This window comes from Rathayibacter sp. VKM Ac-2929, assembly GCF_022815495.1.
Lineage (GTDB): Bacteria > Actinomycetota > Actinomycetes > Actinomycetales > Microbacteriaceae > Rathayibacter > Rathayibacter festucae.
The window spans coordinates 419,362-442,795 of record NZ_JALGRV010000003.1; the positions used below are offsets into that span (position 1 = coordinate 419,362).

A 23,434-nucleotide genomic window follows, 5' to 3' on the forward strand; every position below is an offset into this window, starting at 1 on the left:
TGACAGCGGAGGCCCTCCACTCTCAGCTGATGTTGTGCGGCTGCACTCCACGAGAGCGAGTTCGCGGAACCCGCGTGGGACGATACGGCTCGGCGGATGCGGTCTTCGGACCTCCGCATGCCGCGCGCGAGCTGACCGCGCTGCCGCGACCGATGTCCGCGAGAACGGAGCTCCCGTGACCGCCCTGCTCCTCCGCGGCGACGGCCGCTACGCCGATCCTTGGCATCCCTTCGGAGAGACCGCGGCCGCCCTGGCCGCGCTGCTCTCGGCGCGTGGGCACGAGGTCGAGATCCGCGGCGACGTCGACCAGGCGCTCGCCGATCTCGGCTCCGGCCGCGCACCGCTCCCGGACCTGCTCGTCGTCGACGTCGGTCAGCCGCGCGACGGCGGCGCGAGCCCGCTCGCCGAGGGGGCGGCGGCGCTCGCCCTGCTCGACCGGTCGGCGGTCCCGGTGCTCGGGATCCACGTCAGCTCCACGAGCTTCGGGGACTCCCCGGACTGGGCGACGCTCCTCGGCGGACGGTGGGTCCGCGGCACGACCATGCACCCGGACTACGGACCCGCCCGCATCGCGATCGCCGCGGGCGCGCATCCGATCACCGCGGGCCTCGACGACTTCGATGTGCAGGACGAGCGCTACTCCTGGCTCGAGGTCGCGGACGCCGCCCGGATCCTCGCGACGCACGAGCACGACGGCGAGCGGCACCCGATCGCCTGGGCGCTCGAGCGCGAGGGCGGCGGCCGCACCGTCTACGACGCGCTCGGCCACGACGCCGCGTCGTACTCCTCGCCCGGGCACGTGCGGCTGCTCACGGCAGCCCTCGACTGGCTCGAGGGCTGACCGCGGGTCAGGCCTCAGAGGTCGACGCCGACCCCCGCGAGCTCCTCGACCTGGCGCCAGAGCCGGTCGGCCGCGTCCGCCGGGGGAGCGGCGGTCCGGGCCGGCGGCGCGACGAGCACGGGCGCTCCCCGCAGGCGTCCTCGCGGGGAGACGTACTCCCCGCCCTGCAGCTGCGGATCGGTGAGCGCCCGCACGGCCGACCAGGCGGCGGTGTCCTTGCCCTGCGCCCACGGCGTGTACGGATTGCGCTGGTGAGGGGTCGTCGCGTCGCGGATCCCCGCGCGCTCCGGGGTCTTCGCGTCGACGCCCACTCCGGGCCGCGTGACGATCGACGCGACCGGGACGCCCGCGGCGCGCAGCCGGCGGTCGAGCTCGAAAGCCCAGATCTCGGTCGCCGTCTTGGCCTTCGTGTAGGCGCTGATGCCCACCCGCGGGACCCGGCGCAGATCGTCCACCCGCATCGGGAACTGCTGCACGAACCCCGTCGACGTGTGCACGATCCGGCTCCGGCCGCCGTGCTCGGCCGCGGTGGCCGCGAGTGCGGGCAGCAGCCGCGCGACCAGTCGCGCACTGGCGGCGACGTGCGTGCCGAGCAGCAGCGGCAGCCCGTCCTCGGTGACCGCGCGCGGGTCCATGCTCATCGCGCCGCCGTTGAGCAGTATCCCGTCGAGGCGGGGCAGCGCGGCGAGCTCCGCGGCGGCCCGGTCGACGGAGGCGGACGAGCCGAGCTCGAGCACGACGGTCCGGACCCGGGCTCGCGAGACCACGTCGCGGAGGGTGTCCGCCGCCCGCCGGAGCTTGCCCGCCGAGCGCGACGCCAGGGCGACGTCCGCGCCGGCGCCGGCCAGCTGCTCGGCGGCGAAGTAGCCGATGCCCGCGGTCGCACCGGTCACGACGACGGTGCGCCCGGTCTGGTCGGGGAGTCGGTCGGTGTCCCAACTCGGGTGCTCGCTCGTCATGCGGTCCTCGTCTCTCGAAGTGGATGATGTATCCGCATCGGACGCTAGCACGAAACGGATGACTCATCCGCTTGCGTAGGATGGGGCGCATGGCAGTCCTCCGATCCGACGCCGCGCGGAGCCGCGCGCGCATCCTCGAGGTCGCGCGCACCCACGACCGGGGCACGTTGCGGCTGAACGAGGTCGCTCGCGAGGCCGGGGTCGGCGTCGCCACCGTCTACCGGCACTTCCCGACCGTCCACGCCCTCGTCGAGGCCCTCTCCGCCGACACTCTCGACGCGATGCTCGCCGTCTCGCGTCGTGCCGCCGCCCTGCCCGACCCCGGCGCCGCCCTCGCCGTGTACCTGCGCGAGGCGCTCGACCTCCAGCTGTCCGACGGTGGACTCCAGGCGGTGCTGCTCTCGCCGGAGGACGAGGCCGAGTCCGTCCGCGCGGCCAAGCGCGAGATCTTCGAGTCCTTCGCGGCCGTGCTCGCGGCGGCGCGCACCGCCGGCGCCGTCCGCCCGGACCTCACGATCGACCACCTCGAGCACCTCGTCTGCGGCATCGAGCACGCCGTCCGCCTCGGCTCTCCCGCCGACCGGGCGGTGCTGCTCGACGTGCTTCTCGACGGCCTGCGGCCGCGCGCCGTTCGGCAGCCGTGACCTGAGACCCGACCGACCAGAGGACCCGTCGTGCGCCACATCCCCCGGATCCGGCTCGACCGCCGCATCCCCGCCCCGCCGTTCGCCGACGCGGAGGCCTCGGCCGCGTTCCACCGCTCCCTCGCGATCCACCTGGCCGAGCTCGGCCGCGCCTCCGGAGGGCCGCACCCGGAGACCCTCGCGGTGTGCGCGCTGGTGAGCGCCGGCCGCGCGGACGCGTCGACGCTCCCGACTCCGCTCGTCCTGGCGACCGCGCTGCGCACCTTCTTCCCCGCCGGCTGGACGCCCGTCTCCGTCGTCGAGGCGGCGCGCGAGCTGCTGCCGTCGCGGGACCGGCACTGGTCCGTCGTGCGGGAGGACCGCCTCGCCTACGACGGCGACCCGCGCTGGTCGGCCCGCCGAGACTTCGCCGGCCGCTGGAGCGCCGAGTGGAACGAGCGCGGCACCGCGAGCCCCGACGTCACCGCCGAGGACGACGACGAGATGGTGCTGCACCTGATGGCGCACCTCACCGACCCGTTCCCCTACCCCTACGCCTGGTCGGGCACCGACGAGGAGTCCGCCCGCCGCCGCGCCGACGCCGCCGAGGTCGCCCGCGTCTTCGCGCTCGAGCGGCGCCTGCCCTACCTCGCGAGCTGGGCGGGCGCTGAGCCCGGAGCCGAGCGGGGCTAGGACCGGGGAGCGGTGGGCGCGGCGCGTCGGAGCCCTCGAAGACAACCCGAGCTGGGTCTCCTCGGACAGATCACCTTGTTCGCGCTGGTGAATTCATGCTGATCGAGTAGCCCGCGGAGCGGGCGTATCGAGATCTACCGACGTCTGAAGATGGGTCTGCAGACCCGAACGCATGACGACGGCGGGTCTCGATACGCCCCTGCGGGGCTACTCGACCAACATGGAGGGCGGTCGCCGCTGCGCCCTTTCCGTCCGGGAGATGCATGGTGATCGAGTAGCCCGCGGAGCGGGCGTATCGAGATCCACCGACGTCTGAGGATGGGTCTCGATACGCCCCTGCGGGGCTGCTCGACCAGCAGGGAGCGCTCGCTGCTCACGCCCGCGATGCGCCGCCCGCCTCCTCGTCCGCGAGGCGCTGCAGGACGCGCTCCGAGGCCGCGGACATCTCGGACGGGACCTCGAGGGCGGTGAGGTACTCGACGACGGAGGTCATCTCGTGGCTGCGGCGGACGGCGTGCTTGCGGCTGCCGGTCTCGTAGCGGTCGATCTTGGCCTCGACGTCGCCCGAGAGCTGGGCGGCGATCTGCTCGCGGATCCACGGCTCGCAGCCGGCGGCGCGGCCGGCGGTGACGGCCTCCACGACGACCGCGGCGAGGCTCTTCATCAGCACGCTCCGGAGCAGCTTGCGCGAGGTCGCGACGCCGGCCGGGCCGTCGATCCGCTCGACCTCGGCGCCGAGCGACGACAGCCAGGCCTCGACGTCCGCCGCCGCGGCGCCGCTGACGATGGTCTCGGTCCGCGCGCCCTTGGCGGGCACGGGGCCGAGGATCGCGACGTCGGCGAATCGGCCGCCCGCGGCGTCGATCACCCGCTCGACCGCCTCCATCGTGGCGGGGGAGGCGGTGGTGAAGTCGGCGTAGACGGCGCCCGCGCGCAGGTGCGGGGCGGCGTCGGCCGCGATCCGCTCGCTCAGCGACGCCGCCGTCAGCACGACGACGAGGTCGGCGGAGGAGACGGCGCCCGCCAGGTCAGCCGTCCGCTCCACCCCCTCGGGAGTGCCGGGAGCGGCCGGGTCGTAGCCCGAGACCGTGTCGCCGTGGGCGGCGGCCGCCGCCGCGTAGAGGGCTCCGGCCTCGCCGAGTCCGATGAATCCGATGCGCATCGCGCGTCCTTCCTTCGCCGGACGCTCGTGCGCTCCGGCTGATCAGCGCTGGAGGGCGTTCGCCGCTCGGCGCAGTTCTGGCACCTGCGCCTCGAGGTGGGCGCGGGGGGTGGTCTCGAGGGGGCCCGAGGCCGAGATCGCGGCGATCACGTCACCGGCAGCGCCCCCGAGGGGCACGCTCACGGCGGCGACGCCGGTCTCGCGTTCGTTGATGGAGATATGGAAGCCGTCGCGGCGGACCTGCGCGAGCTGCTCGCGCAGCTCGCGGGCCGTGACCCGCTCGCCGGCCGCGGTGTCGGTGTCGCCGAGCCCCTCGAGGATCCGGTCGCGCTCGTCCTCCGGCAGGGCGGCCAGGATGTTCTTCCCGGCGCCGACGTGCAGCGGCAGCCGGCGGCCGAGCGGGAGCTGGTAGCGCAGCGGGTCCTGCCCGTCGACGCGGACGGTGAGGATCCGCGAGTCGCCGATCCGCGCGTAGAGCGAGGCGGTCAGGCCCGTGCTGCCCGCCAGCTGCTGCAGCACCGGCCGGGCCCGGGCGATCAGCGGGTCGGTCGCGAGGTAGCTGTGCCCCATCCCGAGCGCCGCCGGCCCCAGCCGGTAGAGCCCGTTCTCGGTGGCGACGAGGCCGCGGTGCTGCAGCGAGCCGAGGATCCGCAGCACGGTCGCGTTCTGCAGCCCGGAGCCGCGGCTCAGCTCGACCAGCCGCAACGGGGAGTCGCTGCGCTCGAGGAGCTCGAGCAGGTCGAGCGCGCGGTCGACGCTGCGCACGGTCGAGGCGGACGCGTCCGCGGGAGTCTGGGCCATGGCCACCATTGTCCCGGGCCGCGGCGCTGACGTCCGCTACCCCGGCGTCCCCGGCGGCGGTCCCGTCCCCGGTCACGGCCCCGCCAGGATGCTCTTCCGAGTCGCGGTCTCCGTGGCGTGCTTGGCCTCCGCCCGCTCCAGCACGGCCTCGGCCTCGCCGCGCGGGACGACCGCCAGGCCGTCGGAGTCGCCGAGCACGAGGTCGCCGGGGGAGACCACGACCGAGCCGATCGCGACGGGCACGCCGAGCCGGAACGGTCCGTTCTTGTAGGGGCCGGCCGGGCTGACCGCGCGGGCGAACGCCGGGAAGCCCATCTCCTCGAGGTCGTCGACGTCGCGCAGCGCCCCGTCGATCACGATGCCGATGCAGCCGACCTTGCGCAGCCGCTCGCCGATCAGCTCGCCGACGAGCGCGCGGTCCTGCACGCCGTGGCCGTTGACGACGAGGACGTCGCCGGGGCTGAGCCGGCCGATCGCCTCGTGGATGCCCGCGTTGTCGCCGCCGGCGACCTCCACCGTGAAGGCGGGGCCGGCCAGTCGGGCGCCGCGCCAGACGGGGCGGATCGCGGCGTCGACGACGCCGAGGCGGTCCATGGAGTCGCCGACGTTGGCGACGGGGAGGGCGGCGAAGCGCTCGAGGAGGGATCTGTCGGTCATGTCGTTCTCGTTCCGTGTCGAGGGAGCGCCGCCTAGTCGGCGGGCTTCCAGCCGTGGGCGTAGGAGAGGAGGAGCGTCCAGATGCCGAGCACACCGGCGACGCCGAACGTCCACGGGCTGAGCGCGGCGGAGGCGCCGGCGATGAGGGTGCCGTTCACGACGACCAGACCGGCGATCTGCAGCAGGACGAGGATCGTGCCGAGCACGAGCATCGTGACGAGGAGGACCACGAAGACGGTGGTCATCACGGAGATGACGCGCTGACGGCCGGGGCCGTGCGGGGAGTCGCGGGGGGCGGTTTCTTCGGACATCAGTGTCTCCAGGACGAGGGCGGGAAAACGGCGGCGGGGCGGGGGCGGGGGCGGGCGCGCATCAGTGCGGCACCGGCAGCCAGCCCGGCCCGATGAGGGCGGCGATGAGCAGGATCGGGAGGACGTAGAGCACGATCAGCGGGACGAACGTCTTCACCGGGTTCACCTGCGCGATGCCGGTCGCGATGTAGATCGCGGCGGCACCGGGCGGGGAGGCGCCCTCGGTGGAGGCGGCGACGAGGACGACGCACGCCGCGAGCACCGGGTCGACGCCCGAGGCGACGAGGACGCTGAAGCCGATGCCGCCGATCGTCGCGATGGTCGCGGTCGAGCTCAGCGGCCCGGCGACCAGGACGACCATCACGGCGACGATCACCGACATCACGACGGGCGAGGCGTTCAGCCCGTTCAGCACGGTGGAGAGCTGCTCCGCGAGCCCGAGCTCGGTGAGCACCGCGCCGCCGGCGAAGGCGAAGACCAGCGTGGCGCCGATGTCGCGGTAGCGGGGCGCGGTCTTCGCGACGAAGGCGTACCACTCCCGGCCCGACTTCGGCAGGCCGCGCCAGCCCAGCGCGGCGGCGAAGAGGCCGAGCAGCACGGGGATCCAGACGATGATGCTGATCGCGTCCATCACGTCCGCGCCGAGCACGCCGGTCAGCGCCTCGCCGGTGGGGCCGAGGGTGACGACGACGGGGATGATGATGCCGAGGAAGACGAGCAGCGAGGTCCAGCCGCGGCGGAACGACTTGGCGAACGGCAGGATGTCGGCGGCGGCGACGCGGCCGATCTTGTACTTGCGGACGAAGTAGAAGACGACGATCAGGCGCCAGAGGATGCACCAGGCGGCGGCGGCGAACATCGCGAGCAGCAGCTGGTCGATCGAGATGTACGGCGCGACGGTGGCGGTGCCGATCAGGATGAAGAACGAGGCGCTCGGCGGGATGACGGTGCCGTTGCCCGCGTTCCCGGCGATCAGCGTCGCGGCCACGTGCGGCGGCCAGTTCGAGCGCTTCATCCACGGGATCGCGACCGAGCCCATGGTCGCCGCGTTCGCGGATCCGGAGTGCGCGACCGCGCCGAACAGCGCCGAGCCGACGGTGGCGACGTAGCCCGCGCCGCCGCGGAGGCGGCCGAGCAGCGAGTTCAGCAGGTCGACCTGCCGGTCGATGACGCCGGTGGAGGCGAGCAGGAAGCCGATGAAGGTGAAGGCCAGCGCGGCGAACACGATCTCCTGGTCGAAGGCGGCCTGCATGCCGACCAGGACCAGGCGGAGGAAGTCGCCGCCGCCGAAGGCGCAGACGACCAGGAAGCCGACCACCATGGCCTCGCCGATGCCGCGCTTGAGCGCGACGCTCCAGATCACGATGACCGCGATGTACGCGATGAGGGCCCAGACAGCCAACCCCATGGGGTGTTCCTTCCGCTCGTCGTTGAGGGATGCGGAGTTCACTAGGTGAACTCAAAGTTCGTTTTGACGAGTATGGAGGGCGGGGGCGGGAGGGGTCAAGTCGGAGGGGTGGCGCTGGAGGAGGGCGATGTTCCTGAGGAAGGGCGCGCAGCGCCGCGGGAATCAGGCGACGGTGGCTCGACCGGCGGCGGCGGCGACCGCGCACTGCGCACTGAGACGTTCAAGAAGACCGCCCGGCTCGGCGTCGCTGAGAGCCCCGGTGCCCCAGTGAGTCCGCTGCACCGGGAACTGGATGCTCTCTGCCTCGTTCGAAGACATGATTCTGCTGACCGCCGACCCGCGGTGCTGTACATCGACTTCCCTCGTCACCCCCGCGACCACGGCCGCTCCCGGTGCCGTGATCACGACGTCGGACACTTCAGCAGTACGGGTCGCGGCCTCACCGTCGTGCTCTCCTCCGGCTCCCGAGCCGGCCTGGCCGGCACCAGGTCCCGGTACCACGATTCCAAGGAGCACGTCGGCGCGATCAACGCCTCCAGCACCGCCTAGTACGCGAGCAGCAGACCGACGAGCACTGCACCCGGCCCGTCGTGACGGCCGTGCCTCCGCCTGGAATGCAGTCGTCGACGGACGTCGACGTGCAACAGGACGCGACTCGGTCCTTCCGTTCGCGTCGAGGGTGCCGACGCTCAGCCCGGCTGATGCACGTGGATGTCGCTGCTCGACGTCACGCCGTTGAACTCGAGATACAGCTGCCCCTCGACGACCGACACGGTCAGCGAGTTGCGGCGCTCGAGTACCGCGACCGCGGCATCCAGGAACCCGTGGTCGAAGCTCTGCACGGTGATCTGCTCGAGCTGGTGGACTCGCTTGCCGGACCACGCCGCGATCACCTTCTCCGGGTCGCGATGCGTGTAGACCGTCGTGCGGTCGGCCAGCCTGCTCCCGAAGTGCAGTCGCTCGGCATCCGGCGCGCCCACCTCGATCCACGTGGTCAACCTGCCGGTGAGATCACGGACCAGCACCGCCGGCTCGGTCGCCGTCGACGAGATCCCCTCGCTGAAGGTGATCCCCTCCACGTATTCGAGGCAGTAGGCGAGCACGCGCGTCATCATGAACACGTCGGTCTCGGAAGGGTGCCGAGCGGCCCGCAGCGTGATGTCCTCGTAGACGCCGCGGTCCACATCGGCCAGCTGTATCGCGAAGTTGTACATCACTGCGCCGGCTGCCATGCGTGCGAGCCTATGTCCTCTCGCTCATCGAGCTCCGGTCTCGGCTTCACACTCGACCGCACCTTCACGCTCGATGCGGACACCACGGTCGCGACCACGGGTGTCGACGGAACGACGATCCGGGGAGCGGTGGTGACACTCGGAGACCACCGAGTCGAGCTGCTGCAGTACGACCCCCCTCGGTCGGCTCGAGCAGCCGGCTCACCCGCGGACATCGGCACGGTGCACATCGCGCTGACGGTCTCGGACCTCGACCGGGTGCTGGGCCTGGGTGCTGCGCACGGTTGGCGGCCGGTCGGTCCGCCCCACCGGATGACCAGCGGCGCCCGAGCGGGTACGCGCATCGTCTACCTCGAGGGTGCGCTCGGCGGCTTCCTCGAACTGATCGCGCCACCGCGACTTCCCTAGCGCGAGTCTGAGGGGCTGAGCTGCAGGAGGGCGGCGGCGCGCAATCGCGCGACGCCGCCCCGAGGGATCAGGCGATGGCGGCGATCAGGCGATGGCAGCGCGCAGCGCGGCAGCCGCCGCACCCACGTCGGGCGCCCCGTAGATCGCGCCGCCCGCGACGGCGACCACGGCGCCCGAGCGCTGCACCGACTCGATGGTGGCGGTGCTCACGCCGCCCGCGACCGAGAACGGGACGCCCGAGGCCTCGCCGTCGCGCAGCAGCGTCTCGAAGGTGAAGCCCTCCTCGGCCTGCTCGTCGAGGCCGGCGTGCATCTCGACGAACTCGGCGCCGAGCGCGACGACCTCGCGGGCGCGGGCGGCCTTGTCGGGGACGCCGATCAGGTCGACGACGACGCCCTTGCCGTGCTTCTTGCCGGCGGCGATCGCGCCGGCGATGGTGCTGTCGCCGGCGACGCCGAGGACGGTCACCAGGTCGGCGCCGGCCTTGAAGGCCATGTCGGCCTCGAGCTCGCCGGCGTCCATCGTCTTGAGGTCGGCGAAGACCGTCTTGTCGGGGTGCGCCTCCTTGACGGCGGTGATGGCCGAGAGGCCGGCGCTCTTGATCAGCGGGGTGCCGAGCTCGAGGATGTCGACGTGCGGGGCGGCCGCGGCGGCGAGCTCGAGGGCGGCGTCGGTGCTGAGGGTGTCCATGGCGAACTGGAGCTTCACGGGGTGCTTCTTCCTGTCGAGGTGGGGGTATGGAGGAGAGTGGGGTCGGTCGTCATTCGAGGTTCGCGTGGCGCGGCCAGAGCTCGTCGGCGCTCGCGCCGCCGCGCTTCCAGAGCGCGTGGAACAGGGCGTCGCCGGTGAGCACGACGACCTGCTCGAAGAGCCCGCCGGAGTACTGCGCCGAGGCCGCGCCCGAGCGGTCGAGCTTGTCGGCGGCCGGCACGATCACGACGGCGGAGGCCAGCTCGGCCAGCGGGGATCCGGCGGCGGTGGTGATCGCGGCGACCCGCGCGCCGGCGTCGACGGCGGACTGCGCGGCGCGCACGATGCCGCCGGTGGTGCCGGAGCCGCTCGCGGTGAGCAGCACGTCGCCCTCGCGGATCGCGGGGGTGGTGACGTCGCCGACCACGTGCACGACGAGACCGAGGTGCATCAGCCGCATGGCGGTCATCCGCAGCGCGAGGCCGGAGCGGCCGGCGCCGTGCACGAAGACGCGCTCGGCGTCCGCGAGCAGCTCGGCGACGGGCTCGAGGCGGTCGGTCGTGAGCGCGGCGGTCGCCTTCGAGACCTCGGCGACGATCGCGGCGAGGGCCTGGGCGGGGTCGGTGGTGACGTCGGTGGATGCGGGCATGTGGCCAGCCTGCGCGTGGGGGACACCGGCTCCCACCACCCGATGAGACGGTTCCGCCTACCCGATCGGGTGGGTGGCGCCGTGTGCGGGTAGGCCGGGTAGGTTCGAGGGATGGAGCCCGCCGAGACCGCCGCCGAGACCCCCGCCTCCCGCTCGCTGCTGCAGCAGCACGCGCGCACCGTCGCCGAGCAGGCCGACCGGCACGCGGTGGCGCTGGAGTCGGTGCTCGCCGCCCTGCGCGCCGAGCGCCTGGACGACCGGGCGGCCCGCACCGTCGCGATCGACATCGCCGCGAACGCGCTGGTCGAGCTGCGCACCGCCTCCGACGAGCAGCGCAGCGCGATGCTCGAGCCGGTGGTCGGAGCGTTCGCCCGGCTGCGGCGCGACCTGAGCCCGCTGGTGCGGTTCGGCGATCTCGACGTGCAGTTCGTCGAGCCGCCGGCGACGGGACGCGCGCTGCCCGGCGAGGTCGCGCACGCGGCGCGCGCGATCGTGCGGAGCGCGGTGCTGGCCTTCGTGGAGTCGGAGCAGACGCGGCGGGTGCGGATCCAGTGGGACTGCGACGGGCTGAACCTGCTGGTCGAGATCCGCGACGACGGCCGCGGCGAGCTGACCACCCGCGACGAGGCGCTGCGCCCGATCGCGGAGCGCGTGCGCGGCCTCGACGGCGAGCTGTCGATCGCGTCGACGGCGGGCTGGGGCTCGACCCTGTCGATCCGCCTGCCGCTCGACCCGCCGGCTCAACCGGACGGGCTCGACGTCGCCGAGCTGAGCGCCCGCGAGCGCGAGGTGCTGAACCTGATCACACTCGGCGCCTCGAACCAGCGGATCGCGGACGACCTCGGGATCAGCGGCAACACCGCGAAGTTCCACGTGTCGAACCTGCTGCGCAAGGCCGGCGCGCACAACCGGGCGGAGCTGGCCGCCCTGGCCCGGTGACGCGCGCCGACCTCGCGGGACCGTCGGCGGGTCAGCCGATCAGCTCGGCGACGGTGTAGCCGAAGAGGGCGCCGTCGGCGTCCTCCGCCTCGACGCCCGCGTAGACGAAGCCGAACGGGTTGTCGCCGCCGACGATCGCGTTGTAGACGCCGCGGACCTCGAAGCGGCCGGTCGCCGGGTCGACCGCGACGTAGCGGCCGGCGTCGCGGCGCAGGTCGACGCGTCCCTCGCTCACCTCGGAGAAGTTGAGGAAGACCTTGGCCGGCAGCGGGCCGCGGGAGATGGTGACGACACCGGTCAGCACCGGGAACTCGACCCGGTCGCCGGCGCGGGTGCCGCGGTACTGGACCGGCGTGAAGGCGATGGTGCCGGTGATCGGGCCCTTGTCGGCCTCGGGGGCGGTCGAGGCGGCGGCGGCCGGCGTGGCGATCGCGACGGCGATCACCGGGACCGACCAGGCGGCGCCGGAGAGGACGCTGCGGCGGGGCAGGGCGGGCGAGGTGGGCAGAGTTGGCAGGGTGGAGCGCAGGCGGGTGTCGTTCATCAGGGTGTCCTTGGGGGTGAGGTGCGCCGGCCAGGGCGCTCCGGAAGGAGGCGGGCCGGCGGCGGGCGTGAGAGCGGCGGGGCAGCGCCGCACGCGAGGTGCGCCGCTCGGGATGCCCGTGCCACTCAGGTCTTCGTCACGACGGCAGTTTCGGGTTGCCTGTCGCGACAACCGACTGTCTCACACCCTGCATGCGTATGCATAGACCTTCTCCGGCAACTGTCGGGTTTCGACGTGCCGACGGCTCGGGCCGTCTGCATGCCGATCGAGCAGCCCGCGGAGCGAGCCTCCCGGCTGATGGGTAGCCCGCGCAGCGGGCCTCCACGCCTTGCCCGCGGGGACGGGCCCATGCCGATCGAGTAGCCCGCGCAGCGGGCGTATCGAGATCCACCACCGCCCGAAGGCGAGTCCGCAGTCCCGCCCTGCCGGCGACGTCGGGTCTCGATACGCCCCTGCGGGGCTACTCGACCAGCATGTACGCCCCTGCGGGGGCTACTCGACCAGCATGTACGGCGAGTGGACCCGGAACGGGGTCCTGCTGGAGCGCAGGGCCCAGTAGGCGTCCACTCGCGTAGGTCGGCGCTCGTGAGTGGACGCGGGCGGGGGCCTGCTCGCGGCGCGAGCCCCATCGCGGGTCCGCTGGCGAAAGCATGCCGATCGAGGTGCCCGCGCAGCGGGCCCCCATGCTGATCGAGCAGCCCGCGGAGTGGGCGTCTCGAGATCCATCGCCGTCAGAACGCGAGTCTGCAGACCCGCCCTGCTGGCGATGTTCGGTCTCGATCCGCCCCTTCGGGGCTACTCGACCAGCATGTTCGGGCGGGCGCAGGTCTCGATCCGGGGGTCAGCGCCTCGCCGGTGCTTCCCTCCGCCTGCACGCGCCTGCTACGGTGCCTGAACCGGTTAAGTAAACCGGTTCAGACGCGGACTCGACGACGAGCAGGAGGCACGGCCATGGCGGCACGACCGACGATCCTCGACGTCGCCCGCGCGGCCGGCGTCAGCAAGGCGCTCGTCTCCTTCGCGCTGAACGACCGGCCGGGCGTCTCGCCGGAGTCGCGCGAGCGGATCCTCCGCGTCGCCGCCGACCTCGGCTACCGGCCCAGCCTCACCGCCCGCTCGCTGTCGACCAGCGTCTCCTTCGCCGTCGGGCTCGTGGTCGCCCGCGACCCCGAGGTCATCGCCGCCGACCCGTTCTTCCCGGCCTTCATCTCGGGGGTCGAGCGGGTGCTCGCCGAGCACGGCCGGGTGCTGGTGCTCAGCGTCGTCGACCCGGGCGCCTCGGAGGAGGCGGTCTACCGCACCCTCGCGGCCGACCGCCGCGTGGACGGCGTCTTCCTCAGCGACCTGCGCGAGGCCGACGCCCGCCCGGCGCTGCTGGCCGAGCTCGGCCTGCCCGCGGTCACGCTCGGCCGCCTCGACGGCTCGAGCTCGCCCGCGGTGGTGATGGACGACACCGCCGGCATCACCGGCGCCGTGCAGCACCTCGCCGAGCTCGGCCACCGCCGCATCGCGCACGTCGCCGGCTCCGGTCACCTGCTGCACTCCCTCCGCCGCCGCGAGGCGTTCGAGCGCGCCTGCGCCGACGCCGGCCTCGAGCCGGGCCCCGTCGTCGTCACCGACTTCAGCGCCGGCCAGGGCGCGAGCGCCACCGAGACCCTGCTCGACTCCGCCGTGCCGCCCACTGCGATCGTCTTCGCCAACGACCCGATGGCCATCGCCGGCCTCGGCGTCGCGCACACCCGCGGGCTGCGCCTGCCGGACGACCTCTCGATCACCGGCTTCGACGACTCCGAGATCGCCGCGCACGTCTACCCCTCGCTGACCTCGGCCCGCACGCGGCCCGCGCGCTGGGGCGAGGCGGCCGCGCGGACCCTCCTCGACCTGATCGAGAACGGCACCGCCCCCGACGTCGACCTCGAGCCCGCAGGACTCGTGGTCCGCCACTCGACCGCGCCACCGCGGTCCCGACCCACCGGCACCCCGACCCCCTGAACCCGATCCACTGACGCGCGTGCGCACCGCCGCGCACGCGCAGAACAAGGAGAACACCATGGCCTCGATGAAGAGACGCTGGCTGACCGGAGTGGGCATCGCCTCGCTCGCGACCCTCGGACTGACCGCCTGCAGCGGCGGGGGAGGGGGCGCCTCCACCGACCTGACCGCGACCGGCCCGATCACCATCTGGTACTCGAACAACGAGCAGGAGGTGCAGTGGGGCACGTCCATGGTCGACGCCTGGAACGCCGACCACCCCGACGAGCAGATCACCGGCCAGGAGATCCCGGCCGGCAAGAGCAGCGAGGAGGTCATCGGCGCCGCGATCACCGCCGGCAACGCGCCCTGCCTCGTCTTCAACACGGCGCCCAGCGCGGTCGGCCAGTTCGAGCGCCAGGGCGGACTCGTGAACCTGTCCGAGTTCGAGGACGGCGTCGACTACATCGAGACCCGCAGCGGCGACCTCGCCGAGCAGTACCAGAACGCCGACGGCGAGTACTTCCAGATGCCGTGGAAGAGCAACCCGGTCGTCATCTTCTACAACAAGGACATCTTCACCGCGGCCGGTCTCGATCCGGAGAACCCGTCGCTCGCCACCTACGACGAGTTCACCGCCACCGCGAAGACCCTCGTCGAGTCCGGAGCCGCGCCCGCCGCGATCCAGCCCGCGCCGACCAGCGAGTTCTTCCAGACCCAGTTCGACTTCATGCCGCTCTACGCCGCGGCGACCGGAGGGACGGGGCTGGTCGAGGACGGGAAGGCCACCTTCGCCGACGACGCCGGCTACCAGGTCGCCGACTTCTGGAAGAGCCTCTACGACCAGGGCCTCGCCGGCCGCGAGCAGTACCAGGGCGACGCGTTCGCCGACGGCCAGGCCGCGATGTCGATCGTCGGCCCGTGGGCGGTCTCGGTCTACGACGACCTGAACTGGGGCTCCGTCTCCGTGCCCACCCCCGACGGCACGCCCGCCGAGGACACCTGGACCTTCAGCGACGCGAAGAACGTCGGCCTCTACTCCGCCTGCGAGAACAAGGGCACCGCCTGGGACGTCCTGAAGTTCGCCACCAGCGAGGAGCAGGATCGCTCGCTGCTGGAGACCACCGGCCAGATGCCGCTGCGCACCGACCTGCAGACCACCTACGCCGACTACTTCGAGGCCAACCCCGCCTACCAGCGCTTCGGCGACCAGGCGAGCCGCACCATCGAGGTGCCCTCCGGCCCGAACACCGTGCAGATGCTGCAGGCGATCCGCGACGCCTGGGGCAAGACCGTGATCTTCGGCGACGGCGACGTGCAGTCGGCGCTCGACGGGGCGGCGGAGACCGTCACCGGGCTCGCCGGCCAGCAGTGAGACGCCGGACGGCAGTGAGATGACGACTCTCGCCCCGAAGGCTCCGGCGTCGCAGGGCGCCGGAGCCCCGCGGCCGCAGGACAAGCGGAGCCTGCTCCGCCGCGTCCTCGGTCCGCAGCCGTTCGGGCTGCTGCTCGGCAGCCCCTACCTGCTGTTCGTGCTCGCGGTCTTCGCGTTCCCGGTCGGCTACTCCGTCTACATCGCCTTCCACGACTTCTTCTTCGCGGCCCCCGGCGTGCAGGTCGAGCGCCCGTTCGTCGGCTTCGACAACTTCGTCACCGCGTTCTCGAGCCCGCAGGTCATCCGCTCCTTCGGCAACATCGGGATCTTCCTGGTGATCAACGTGCCGCTGACGGTGGTGCTCTCGCTGCTGCTCGCCTCGGCGCTGGACAAGGTCGTGCACCTGCGCACGTTCCTCCGGGTCAGCTTCTACGTGCCCTACGTCACCGCGAGTGTCGCGGTCGTCGGCGTCTGGCTGTTCCTCTTCAACGGGAACGGACTCGTGAACAGCCTGCTCGGGCCGCTCGCGCCGGACCCGTCCTGGCTGATCAACGACAAGCTGGCGATGCCGATCATCGCGCTCTACGTCACCTGGAAGCAGCTCGGCTTCTACATCCTGCTGTACCTGGCGGCGCTGCAGAACGTGCCGAAGGAGCTCTACGAGTCGGCGTCGACCGACGGCGCGGGCCGCATCCGGCAGTTCTGGTCGGTGACCGTGCCGAGCGTGCGGCCGGCGACCCTGCTGGTGCTGCTCGTCTCCACCGTGACCGGCGCGAACCTCTTCACCGAGCCCTACCTGCTCACCGGTGGCGGCGGGCCCAACGGCGCCTCCGCCTCACCCGTGCTGCTGATGTACCAGCTGGGCATCCAGCAGGGGCAGCCCGACGTGGCCTCGGCCATCGGCGTCGTGCTGGTGCTGCTCGTGCTCGTCATCGCCTACCTGCAGAACCGCTTCGCCGGGGAGAGGAACTCATGAGCACGCTCGCCAGTGCCGGAGGCGCGACCTCCGCGGTCCCCGCCGCCGCCGCCCCGCCGACCCGGCGGAAGCGCCCGGCCTCGAGCCGATCGGCCGTGATCCTGCGCGGCGTGGTGCTCGCGCTCGGCGCGATCGTCTTCCTGTTCCCCTTCTACTACATGGTGATCGGCTCGCTGCAGACCGACCCCGACCCCACCCTGGCCGGGGCGATCCCCGAGGCGGGCAACCTCACCCTCGACAACTACGTGAACGTCAATGAGCGGATCAACCTGCTCACCGGGTTGATCAACTCGGGGATCTTCACCGGCGGCGTGCTGCTCTGCACGATCGTCTTCGGGGTGCTGGCGGGCTACGCACTCGCGATGCTCGAGTGGCGCGGCCGGAACGCCGTGTTCGCACTCGCGCTGCTGGTGCAGGTCATCCCGTTCCAGCTGCTGCAGATCCCGCTCTACGTGCTGATCGCCCGCGACTACGGACTCGCGGACAGCCACCTGGGCATGATCCTGCCGTTCGCGATCAACTCGACGGCGGTGATCATCTTCCGGCAGTACTTCCTGCAGCTGCCCAAGGAGCTGTTCGAGGCCGCGCGGATCGACGGGGCCGGCGAGATCAAGCTGCTGTGGAACATCGCGCTGCCGCTGGTGCGCCCCGCGCTCGTCACGGCCGTGCTGCTCACCTTCATCGGCCCCTGGAACGAGTTCCTCTGGCCGTTCCTGATCACGAAGGACGCGTCGCTGCAGCCGCTCGCCGTGTCCCTCGCCAACTACATCTCCAACGTCGCGTCGTCGACCGACAACCCGTTCGGCGCGATCCTCGCGGGCGCCGTCGTGCTGGCCGCCCCCGTCGTCGTGCTCTTCATCGTGTTCCAGCGCTACTTCGTCTCGACGGATCTCGGATCCGGAGTGAAAGGATGACCATGACTCCCACCCCCGGCACCACCACCGCCACCACCCGCACCGCCGTCCCGTACCGCCTCGAGCGCGTCGGCGTCGTGATGGAGCCGCTCCCCGGCGAGCCGCTCGAGGCCGAGGGGGTGCTCAACCCCGGCAGCGGACACGGACCCGACGGCGAGCTGTACCTCCTGCCCCGGATGGTCGCCGCCGGCAATGTCTCGCGGATCGGCCTGGCCCGCGTGCTCGTCGAGGACGGCGTGCCCGTCGGCGTCGAGCGCCAGGGCGTCGTACTGGCGCCCGACCGCGCCTTCGAGCGCGGGGCGACGCACTCCGGCGTCGAGGATCCGCGGGTCACCTTCATCGAGGCGCTGGGCCTGCACGTGATGACCTACGTCGCGTACGGGCCGCTCGGGCCGCGGACGGCGCTCGCCGTCTCGGAGGACCTGCGCGAGTGGCGGCGCCTCGGCCCGGTGACCTTCGCCTACGACGACGACCTCGACATCGACCTCGGGCTCTTCCACAACAAGGACACGGTGTTCTTCCCCGAGATCGTCGCGGCGCCGGACGGCACGCGCTCGTTCGCGGTGCTGCACCGGCCGATGTGGGACCTCGGCGAGACCCGGCCGGGGGAGGGCGTGCGGCTGCCCGCGGGCGTCGACGACCCGCGGCAGAGCATCTGGATCAGCTACGTGCCGGTCGACGAGGTGGACCGCGACCTGGCGAACCTGACGCGCTGGACCCGGCACCGCTTCGTCGCGGGCCCCGAGTTCGCCTACGAGGAGCTGAAGATCGGCGGCGGCCCCGTGCCGCTGCGGGTGCCCGAGGGCTGGCTCCTGCTGCACCACGGCGTCACCGGCACCATCGACAGCGCCTTCTCGCAGCAGCAGCACGTCAACTACGCGGCCGGCGCCATCCTCCTCGACGCCGACGACCCCTCGAAGGTGATCGCCCGCACCTCCGAGCCGCTGCTCGAGGCCGAGACCGAGGAGGAGCGCAGCGGCATCGTCCCCAACGTCGTCTTCCCCACCGCCATCGAGGAGATCGACGGCCGCCACTACGTCTTCTACGGCATGGCCGACTCCAAGATCGGCGCGGCCCGCCTGCTCCGCACGGACGAGTAGGCGCGGAGGAGCCCGCGTGGCGGGCGCCGTTTCATGCTGATCGAGTAGCCCGCTCCGCGGGCGTATCGAGATTCACCGTCCTGCAGGCGCCGGGTCTCGATACGCCCCTCCGGGGCTACTCGACCAGCATGCAGTCGCCCCTCCGAGCCCCGCGGGCGATGCCCCTCCGGGCCCGCGCCGCGGGCGCCTTTTCATGCTGATCGAGTAGCCCGCGCAGCGGGCGTATCGAGATCCCCCACCCCCAGCCACCACCCCCCTTCAAGGAGAGAGTTCAATGACGAACTTCAGACCCCGCGCCGCCGCCGTCCTGGCCGCGACCGCCCTCGTCGCCGGAGGCCTCGCCGTCGGCGCGGCCCCCGCCCAGGCCGCCGAGCCGCTGACCAACACCGCGCACCTCGACTTCCTGCTCGACACCGCCACGCCGGAGCCCCAGCCCGGCCACAGCACCTACCGCCTCGCCGAGGAGCCGGATCTCGTACTCCCGTGGACCTACGCCGACGCCCGCGACGGCGGCACCTTCGAGCGCGTCGGCGGCGGCCCACTCGACCCGGCGACCGGCGACTGGGCGCAGGGCGCCTACAACACCGACGACGTCTCCCGCGCCGCCGTCGTCTACCTCCGGCACTGGCAGCAGACCGGCTCGACGGCGAGCCGCGACAAGGCCTACGAGACCCTCCGCTCGCTCGCCTACTTCCAGACCACTGACGGCGACGACGCCGGCAACGTCGTCCTCTGGATGCAGCCCGACGGCGAGCTGAACCCCAGCGCCGAGCCCGTCGAGCTGCCCGACCCGAGCGACTCCGAGGACAGCTACTGGCTCGCCCGCACCCTCTGGGCGCTCGGCGAGGGCTACGCCGCGTTCCAGGACGAGGACCCCGACTTCGCCGCCTTCCTGCAGGAGCGCCTGCGCCTCGGCGTCTCCGCCGTCGACCGCGAGGTGCTCACCCGCTACGGCGAGTACGCGGTCGCCGACGGCGTCGACGTGCCCGCCTGGCTGATCGTCGACGGCGCCGACGCCACCGCGGAGGCCCTGCTCGGCCTCTCCGCCTACGTCGCGGCCGCACCCGACGACGCCGCTGTGCGCGCCAGCACCGCGAAGCTCGCCGAGGGCGTCGCCGCCTACGCCCGCACCACGACTCAAGGCGACACCACCTCCTGGCCGTACGGCGCGATCCTGCCCTGGACGAAGTCGCGCTCGCTCTGGCACTCCTGGTCCTCGCAGATGGCGGGCGGCCTGGCCGCCTCGTCCGTCGCGCTCGGCGACGCGTCGCTCCTCGAGCCGGCCGTCGTCGACGCCGCGCGCTTCGCCCCCGAGCTGCTGACCGCCGGCGGCCCGGACAACGGCTGGAACCCGACGCCGACCGACCGCGTGCAGATCGCCTACGGCGCGGACTCCCGGCTGCAGAACTCGCTCGCCCTCGCCGACGCGACCGGCTCGAGCGCCTACCTCGACCTCGCGGGCGTGCAGGGCGCCTGGTTCTTCGGGCTCAATCTCAGCGGCGCCCCCGTCTACGACCCGGCGACCGGAGTCACCTACGACGGCGTCCAGGCCGACGGCAGCGTCAACCGCAACAGCGGCGCCGAGAGCACCATCCACGGGCTGCTCTCGATGCTCGCGCTCGACGCCCACCCGTCCGTCGCCGCCCGCGCGACCGCGGTCACGACCCAGGCGAGCCGCGACGGCCTCCGCCTCGTCGAGGCCGAGTCGGCCCGCGGCGGCACGGTCGTCACCCCGGAGTCGGCCTGGACCGGCGAGTCCGGCTGGAGCGGCTCCTACCTGTCGCTCTCGAACTGGCGCCGGTCCGCGACGATCCCCGTCGGCTCCGCGACCCAGGACCGCCTGGTCGAGGCCGTGATCTTCGCCGCCGAGCGCGGCACCGAGAAGACCCCGATCAGCCTCTGGAACTCGGGCCGCCGCCCGCTCGACGTGCTCACCAGCACCGTCGGCGCGCAGGGCGTCACCGAGGCGTCCGGCATCCTGCTGCCGCAGAAGCTCCGCCGCACCCTCCCCGCGAGCGCGACCACCGTCGAGGTCCGCGCCCTCTCCGGCGAGACGAAGCTCGACGCCCTGCTGGTCCGCCCCGTCGTCTCGCGCCTCGTCCTCGTCGGCGACACCGGCCGCACCGAGCTGGTCCGCAACTCGACCGCGTCGCCCCAGCCGACCACGGTCGACGGCACCGGCACCCTCCGCGTCTACGCGCAGGACGGCACCCTCGTGAGCGAATCGCCCGCCACGGGTGCGACCCCGGTCACCCTCCCCGCCCAGGGCTTCGCGATGCTCGTCGGCTGACGCGCCCGCCGCAGCATGCTGATCGAGCAGCCCGCGCAGCGGGCGTATCGAGATCCCCCGTCCTGAGCGCGTGTGGTCTCGATACGCCCCTCCGGGGCTACTCGACCAGCAAAGGTGTCGCGACCGCTCCCACTGCATGCTGATCGAGCAGCCCGCTTGCGGGCGCATCGAGATCCCGCGCGATCGGTGCGACACGACATCAGCCGAGACGCGCACTCATCGCCCATCGCGGTCGAGCGGCCCCCTCAGCTGATGTTCTGCACGGCCGGAGCGCTGCACAGCCCGGGGCCCGCCTCCGTCCTGCTGCTCGCCCCGCCCACCGGGCGGCCCCCATTCCTCAGAAGTTGCGGTAGTCGCGCTCGGCTACCGCAACTTCTGCGTCGTCGACGCGGCGACCGGCCGGACCCCGCGCGTCAGCGGGTGCGGTGCAACGTCTTCGAGGCGAGGCCGGCGATCGCCGCACCGAGCAGCGGCGCCAGCAGGAACACCCAGACCTGGCCGAGGGCGTCGGGGCCGGCGAAGACGGCGGCCGCGATCGAGCGGGCCGGGTTCACCGAGGTGTTGCTGATCGGGATGCTGATCAGGTGCACGAGGGTCAGGGTGAGGCCGATCGCGATCGGGGCGACGGACTTGTACTCGCGCTTCGCGGTGACGGAGAGGATCACGCCGACGAAGACCGCCGTCAGCACGACCTCGGCCAGGATCACCGCGCCGAGCCCGAAGCCGCCGGGGGAGGCGGCGCCGTAGCCGTTCGAGGCGAAGCCGGAGTCGCGGGCGGCGTCGAAGTAGCCGGCCGGCCCGTCGGCCGCGATCAGCGCGACGACTCCGGCGCCCGCGATTCCGCCGACGATCTGGGCGACGATGTAGCCGGGGATGTGCCGCCACAACGTCCGCCCCGCGAGGGCGAAGCCGATCGAGACGGCCGGGTTGAAGTGGCCGCCCGAGATGTGGCCGACGGCGTAGATCCCGGCGACCAGCGTGAGCCCGAAGGCGAGCGCGACGCCGAGGAAGCCGACGCCGAGTGCGTTGCCGCTGTCCGGGAAGGCGGAGGCGAAGATCGCCGTGCCCACGCCGCCCGCGACGAGCAGGAACGTGCCGAACGCCTCGGACGCGTAGCGCGCCGCGGCGGAGTACTGCTCGGCGTGCTCCTTCCGCTGCTCACTCGTGGTGCGGCTGGCGGGCTTCGATGACGGCATGGGGGTTCCTCCGCGGGTCGTGGGACGGCCCCGCGGCGCGCGAGGGCAACCGCCACTCCAGCACCCGCCGGCGCCGAGGGAGCCGCGCGCCCAGTCGGCTCCCGGCCGCGCGGCCCCGGAGGCGCCCTGCGCGGCCACCCGCCCCTCGCTCAGCGGCCAGCCCTTCCGCCCGCATGCCGGTCGAGCAGCCCCCATGCTGGTCGAGCAGCCCCGGACGCGCCGCCGCACGCTGGTCGAGCAGCCCCGGAGGGGCGTACCGAGACCCACCCTCCGAGCGGCGGTGGATCTCGATACGTCCGCTGCGCGGACTACTCGATCAGCATGCACGGGGCCCGCTCCGCGGGTGCGCGACCGCAGTGCCGCGCGTCACGCCGCGAGGTGGAACGTGCTCGCGAAGCGCCCGAGCAGCGCGTCCCGCCCGCGGAGCACCGTGACCGCGCCGGTCGCGATCGCCCGCTCCGGCGCGAGCTCGCCCGAGAGCAGCAGTCGGATGTCCGCGCCAGTAGAGAACGCGAGATCCACCGGAGCCTCGCCGCCCGGCACCTCGCCGCGCGAGACGTCCAGCGCCGCGCCGTCGACCCGGATCAGCAGCCCGGCCGGCCCGACCTGCGCCGCGTACACCGTCGCCGGCAGCTCGGCCGCGACCTGCGGCCGGAACGCAGTGCGCAGGTCGACCGTCATCGAGTCCGGGGTGATCACCTGCTCCTCGCGCGGATCGCCCAGCGCTTTGAACCCCCAGGCGCCGAGCGCGAGCACGATCGGCTCGAGCTCGCGGCCGTAGGGCGTCAGCTCGTAGACGATGATGCGCGAGCGCGGCGCCCGCCGGATGATCCCGGCCGCCTGCAGCTCCTTCAGCCGGCCGGCCAGCACGTTGCTCGGGATGCGCGCGAGCCCCTGCGCGAGCTCGCTGTAGCGGCGCGGCCCGACCAGCAGGTCCCGGACGATCAGCAGCGCCCAGCGCTCGCCGACCAGCTCGACCGCGCGGGTGAGCGCCGAGTACTGCCCGTAGTCGCGTGCGGCCATCGCCCTCAGGCCTGCTCGCCGGTGAACGCCTCCGGGCCCTGCGCCGCGGCGACCGGGTCCATCCAGCCGAACTCGAGCAGGTTGCCGTCGGGGTCGGCGACCTGGCGCTGGTACATGAAGCCGTAGTCGGAGGCGGGCCGCGACTCGGAGCCGCCCGCGGCGAGCCCGGCGGTGACGGTGGCGTCGACGGCCTCGCGGGTGTCGAGGAAGATCGCGGTCGAGACGGAGGGGTTCACGGCCGGGTCGCCGATCGGCAGGTCGCTGAAGGTCTGGAAGTACTCGCGCACCAGGATCATGAAGTAGTTGTGGTCCTCCTCCACCACGACGCAGGCCGCGTTGTGGTCGGAGAACGCCGGATTGATCGAGAAGCCGAGTGCGACGTAGAACGCCTTCGCGCGCTCGAGGTCGGTGACGGGCAGGTTGACGAACATCGAGGGCATGGCAGTCTCTCCTTCTCGGCGGAGCCGCGGACTGCGGCGTCTGCGCTCATGCTTGTGAAAAACAAGTTCCACGTCAAGAGGCGGACCCGAGACGCCGCGATCGACGCGGGAGCCGCCCCCGGCTCGTGAGCCGACCTCCGGCTCGCTGTTCCACCCGGTTTCCGCGTGCCGGAGGTGATTCCACGAGCCGGAGTCGCTCCGGAGTCACCTGCGGCTCGCCAGGTCGGCTCCG

At 72.8% G+C, this 23,434-nt stretch carries 25 protein-coding genes; 11 read left to right on the forward strand and 14 right to left on the reverse strand.

Annotated elements, in window-relative coordinates:
• Positions 1-175: 175 nt before the first annotated feature.
• The gene (locus MT355_RS11040) at positions 176-841 is read left to right on the forward strand and encodes a ThuA domain-containing protein (protein ID WP_243599558.1); all 666 of its coding nucleotides are present in this window, start codon (positions 176-178) and stop codon (positions 839-841) included.
• 14 nt (positions 842-855) lie between these two features.
• On the opposite strand, the gene MT355_RS11045 is transcribed toward MT355_RS11040, so the two are convergent.
• Positions 856-1,800 carry an SDR family NAD(P)-dependent oxidoreductase gene (locus tag MT355_RS11045; protein WP_243599559.1) on the reverse strand — a complete coding sequence of 315 codons (945 nt, stop codon included), beginning with the start codon at positions 1,798-1,800 and terminating at the stop codon, positions 856-858.
• 89 nt (positions 1,801-1,889) lie between these two features.
• Between MT355_RS11045 and MT355_RS11050 the strand changes: the two genes are divergently transcribed.
• Together MT355_RS11050 and MT355_RS11055 are read left to right on the forward strand one after the other, a co-directional pair.
• On the forward strand, positions 1,890-2,444 hold the full coding sequence (locus tag MT355_RS11050; protein WP_243599560.1) for a TetR/AcrR family transcriptional regulator: 555 nt from the start codon (positions 1,890-1,892) through the stop codon (positions 2,442-2,444).
• Between the two features lie 30 nt (positions 2,445-2,474).
• Positions 2,475-3,116, forward strand: a complete 642-nt coding sequence (locus tag MT355_RS11055) for a hypothetical protein (protein ID WP_243599561.1) — start codon at positions 2,475-2,477, stop codon at positions 3,114-3,116.
• A 373-nt stretch (positions 3,117-3,489) separates the two neighbouring features.
• Here MT355_RS11055 and MT355_RS11060 read toward each other — a convergent pair whose 3' ends face one another.
• The 7 genes from MT355_RS11060 to MT355_RS11090 form a co-directional block, all read right to left on the reverse strand.
• On the reverse strand, positions 3,490-4,278 hold the full coding sequence (locus MT355_RS11060; RefSeq protein WP_243599562.1) for an NAD(P)-dependent oxidoreductase: 789 nt from the start codon (positions 4,276-4,278) through the stop codon (positions 3,490-3,492).
• A 42-nt stretch (positions 4,279-4,320) separates the two neighbouring features.
• Positions 4,321-5,079, reverse strand: a complete 759-nt coding sequence (locus MT355_RS11065) for an IclR family transcriptional regulator (protein ID WP_243599563.1) — start codon at positions 5,077-5,079, stop codon at positions 4,321-4,323.
• Positions 5,080-5,151: 72 nt separating this feature from the next.
• Positions 5,152-5,736 carry a methyltransferase gene (locus MT355_RS11070; protein WP_243599564.1) on the reverse strand — a complete coding sequence of 195 codons (585 nt, stop codon included), beginning with the start codon at positions 5,734-5,736 and terminating at the stop codon, positions 5,152-5,154.
• 32 nt (positions 5,737-5,768) lie between these two features.
• Complete coding sequence (locus tag MT355_RS11075; RefSeq protein ID WP_243599565.1) at positions 5,769-6,047, reverse strand: hypothetical protein; 279 nt, start codon at positions 6,045-6,047, stop codon at positions 5,769-5,771.
• A 61-nt stretch (positions 6,048-6,108) separates the two neighbouring features.
• Positions 6,109-7,455 (reverse strand): TRAP transporter large permease subunit, encoded by a 1,347-nt coding sequence (locus tag MT355_RS11080; protein WP_243599566.1) that lies wholly within the window; start codon positions 7,453-7,455, stop codon positions 6,109-6,111.
• A 162-nt stretch (positions 7,456-7,617) separates the two neighbouring features.
• A complete protein-coding gene (locus MT355_RS11085; protein WP_243599567.1) occupies positions 7,618-7,872 on the reverse strand; it encodes a hypothetical protein in 255 nt (84 codons plus the stop codon).
• A gap of 272 nt (positions 7,873-8,144) precedes the next feature.
• Positions 8,145-8,687, reverse strand: a complete 543-nt coding sequence (locus tag MT355_RS11090; protein WP_243599568.1) for a YaeQ family protein — start codon at positions 8,685-8,687, stop codon at positions 8,145-8,147.
• 12 nt (positions 8,688-8,699) lie between these two features.
• Between MT355_RS11090 and MT355_RS11095 the strand changes: the two genes are divergently transcribed.
• On the forward strand, positions 8,700-9,095 hold the full coding sequence (locus tag MT355_RS11095) for a VOC family protein (protein ID WP_243599569.1): 396 nt from the start codon (positions 8,700-8,702) through the stop codon (positions 9,093-9,095).
• Between the two features lie 84 nt (positions 9,096-9,179).
• On the opposite strand, the gene hxlA is transcribed toward MT355_RS11095, so the two are convergent.
• Together hxlA and hxlB are read right to left on the reverse strand one after the other, a co-directional pair.
• Complete coding sequence (gene hxlA, locus MT355_RS11100; protein ID WP_243599570.1) at positions 9,180-9,803, reverse strand: 3-hexulose-6-phosphate synthase; 624 nt, start codon at positions 9,801-9,803, stop codon at positions 9,180-9,182.
• A 52-nt stretch (positions 9,804-9,855) separates the two neighbouring features.
• A complete protein-coding gene (gene hxlB / locus MT355_RS11105; RefSeq protein WP_132435456.1) occupies positions 9,856-10,434 on the reverse strand; it encodes a 6-phospho-3-hexuloisomerase in 579 nt (192 codons plus the stop codon).
• 111 nt (positions 10,435-10,545) lie between these two features.
• On the opposite strand from hxlB, the gene MT355_RS11110 reads away from it, so the two are divergent.
• Positions 10,546-11,373, forward strand: coding sequence for a response regulator transcription factor family protein (locus MT355_RS11110; RefSeq protein WP_243599571.1), 828 nt, complete (start codon positions 10,546-10,548; stop codon positions 11,371-11,373).
• A gap of 31 nt (positions 11,374-11,404) precedes the next feature.
• Here the strand turns inward: MT355_RS11110 and MT355_RS11115 are convergent, their stop codons facing one another.
• A complete protein-coding gene (locus MT355_RS11115) occupies positions 11,405-11,917 on the reverse strand; it encodes a hypothetical protein (protein WP_243599572.1) in 513 nt (170 codons plus the stop codon).
• 951 nt (positions 11,918-12,868) lie between these two features.
• Between MT355_RS11115 and MT355_RS11120 the strand changes: the two genes are divergently transcribed.
• The 6 genes from MT355_RS11120 to MT355_RS11145 all read left to right on the forward strand — a co-directional run bounded on the left by MT355_RS11120 (position 12,869) and on the right by MT355_RS11145 (position 20,543).
• On the forward strand, positions 12,869-13,909 hold the full coding sequence (locus tag MT355_RS11120; RefSeq protein ID WP_243599573.1) for a LacI family DNA-binding transcriptional regulator: 1,041 nt from the start codon (positions 12,869-12,871) through the stop codon (positions 13,907-13,909).
• Positions 13,910-13,967: 58 nt separating this feature from the next.
• Positions 13,968-15,263, forward strand: coding sequence for an extracellular solute-binding protein (locus MT355_RS11125; RefSeq protein WP_279396360.1), 1,296 nt, complete (start codon positions 13,968-13,970; stop codon positions 15,261-15,263).
• 19 nt (positions 15,264-15,282) lie between these two features.
• Positions 15,283-16,239 carry a carbohydrate ABC transporter permease gene (locus MT355_RS11130; RefSeq protein WP_123447429.1) on the forward strand — a complete coding sequence of 319 codons (957 nt, stop codon included), beginning with the start codon at positions 15,283-15,285 and terminating at the stop codon, positions 16,237-16,239.
• Positions 16,236-17,153, forward strand: a complete 918-nt coding sequence (locus MT355_RS11135; RefSeq protein WP_123447430.1) for a carbohydrate ABC transporter permease — start codon at positions 16,236-16,238, stop codon at positions 17,151-17,153. Before MT355_RS11130 ends, MT355_RS11135 begins: the two co-directional genes overlap by 4 nt.
• Positions 17,154-17,155: 2 nt before the next feature.
• Positions 17,156-18,253 carry a glycosidase gene (locus tag MT355_RS11140; RefSeq protein WP_243599575.1) on the forward strand — a complete coding sequence of 366 codons (1,098 nt, stop codon included), beginning with the start codon at positions 17,156-17,158 and terminating at the stop codon, positions 18,251-18,253.
• Between the two features lie 274 nt (positions 18,254-18,527).
• Complete coding sequence (locus tag MT355_RS11145; RefSeq protein ID WP_243599576.1) at positions 18,528-20,543, forward strand: hypothetical protein; 2,016 nt, start codon at positions 18,528-18,530, stop codon at positions 20,541-20,543.
• A gap of 413 nt (positions 20,544-20,956) precedes the next feature.
• Here MT355_RS11145 and aqpZ read toward each other — a convergent pair whose 3' ends face one another.
• The 3 genes from aqpZ to MT355_RS11160 form a co-directional block, all read right to left on the reverse strand.
• A complete protein-coding gene (gene aqpZ / locus MT355_RS11150; RefSeq protein ID WP_243599577.1) occupies positions 20,957-21,739 on the reverse strand; it encodes an aquaporin Z in 783 nt (260 codons plus the stop codon).
• Positions 21,740-22,105: 366 nt separating this feature from the next.
• Positions 22,106-22,762: a helix-turn-helix domain-containing protein gene (locus MT355_RS11155; RefSeq protein WP_132435434.1), complete on the reverse strand. Its 657-nt coding sequence runs from the start codon at positions 22,760-22,762 to the stop codon at positions 22,106-22,108.
• 5 nt (positions 22,763-22,767) lie between these two features.
• Positions 22,768-23,202, reverse strand: a complete 435-nt coding sequence (locus tag MT355_RS11160; protein ID WP_123705888.1) for a VOC family protein — start codon at positions 23,200-23,202, stop codon at positions 22,768-22,770.
• Between the last annotated feature and the right edge of the window lie 232 nt (positions 23,203-23,434).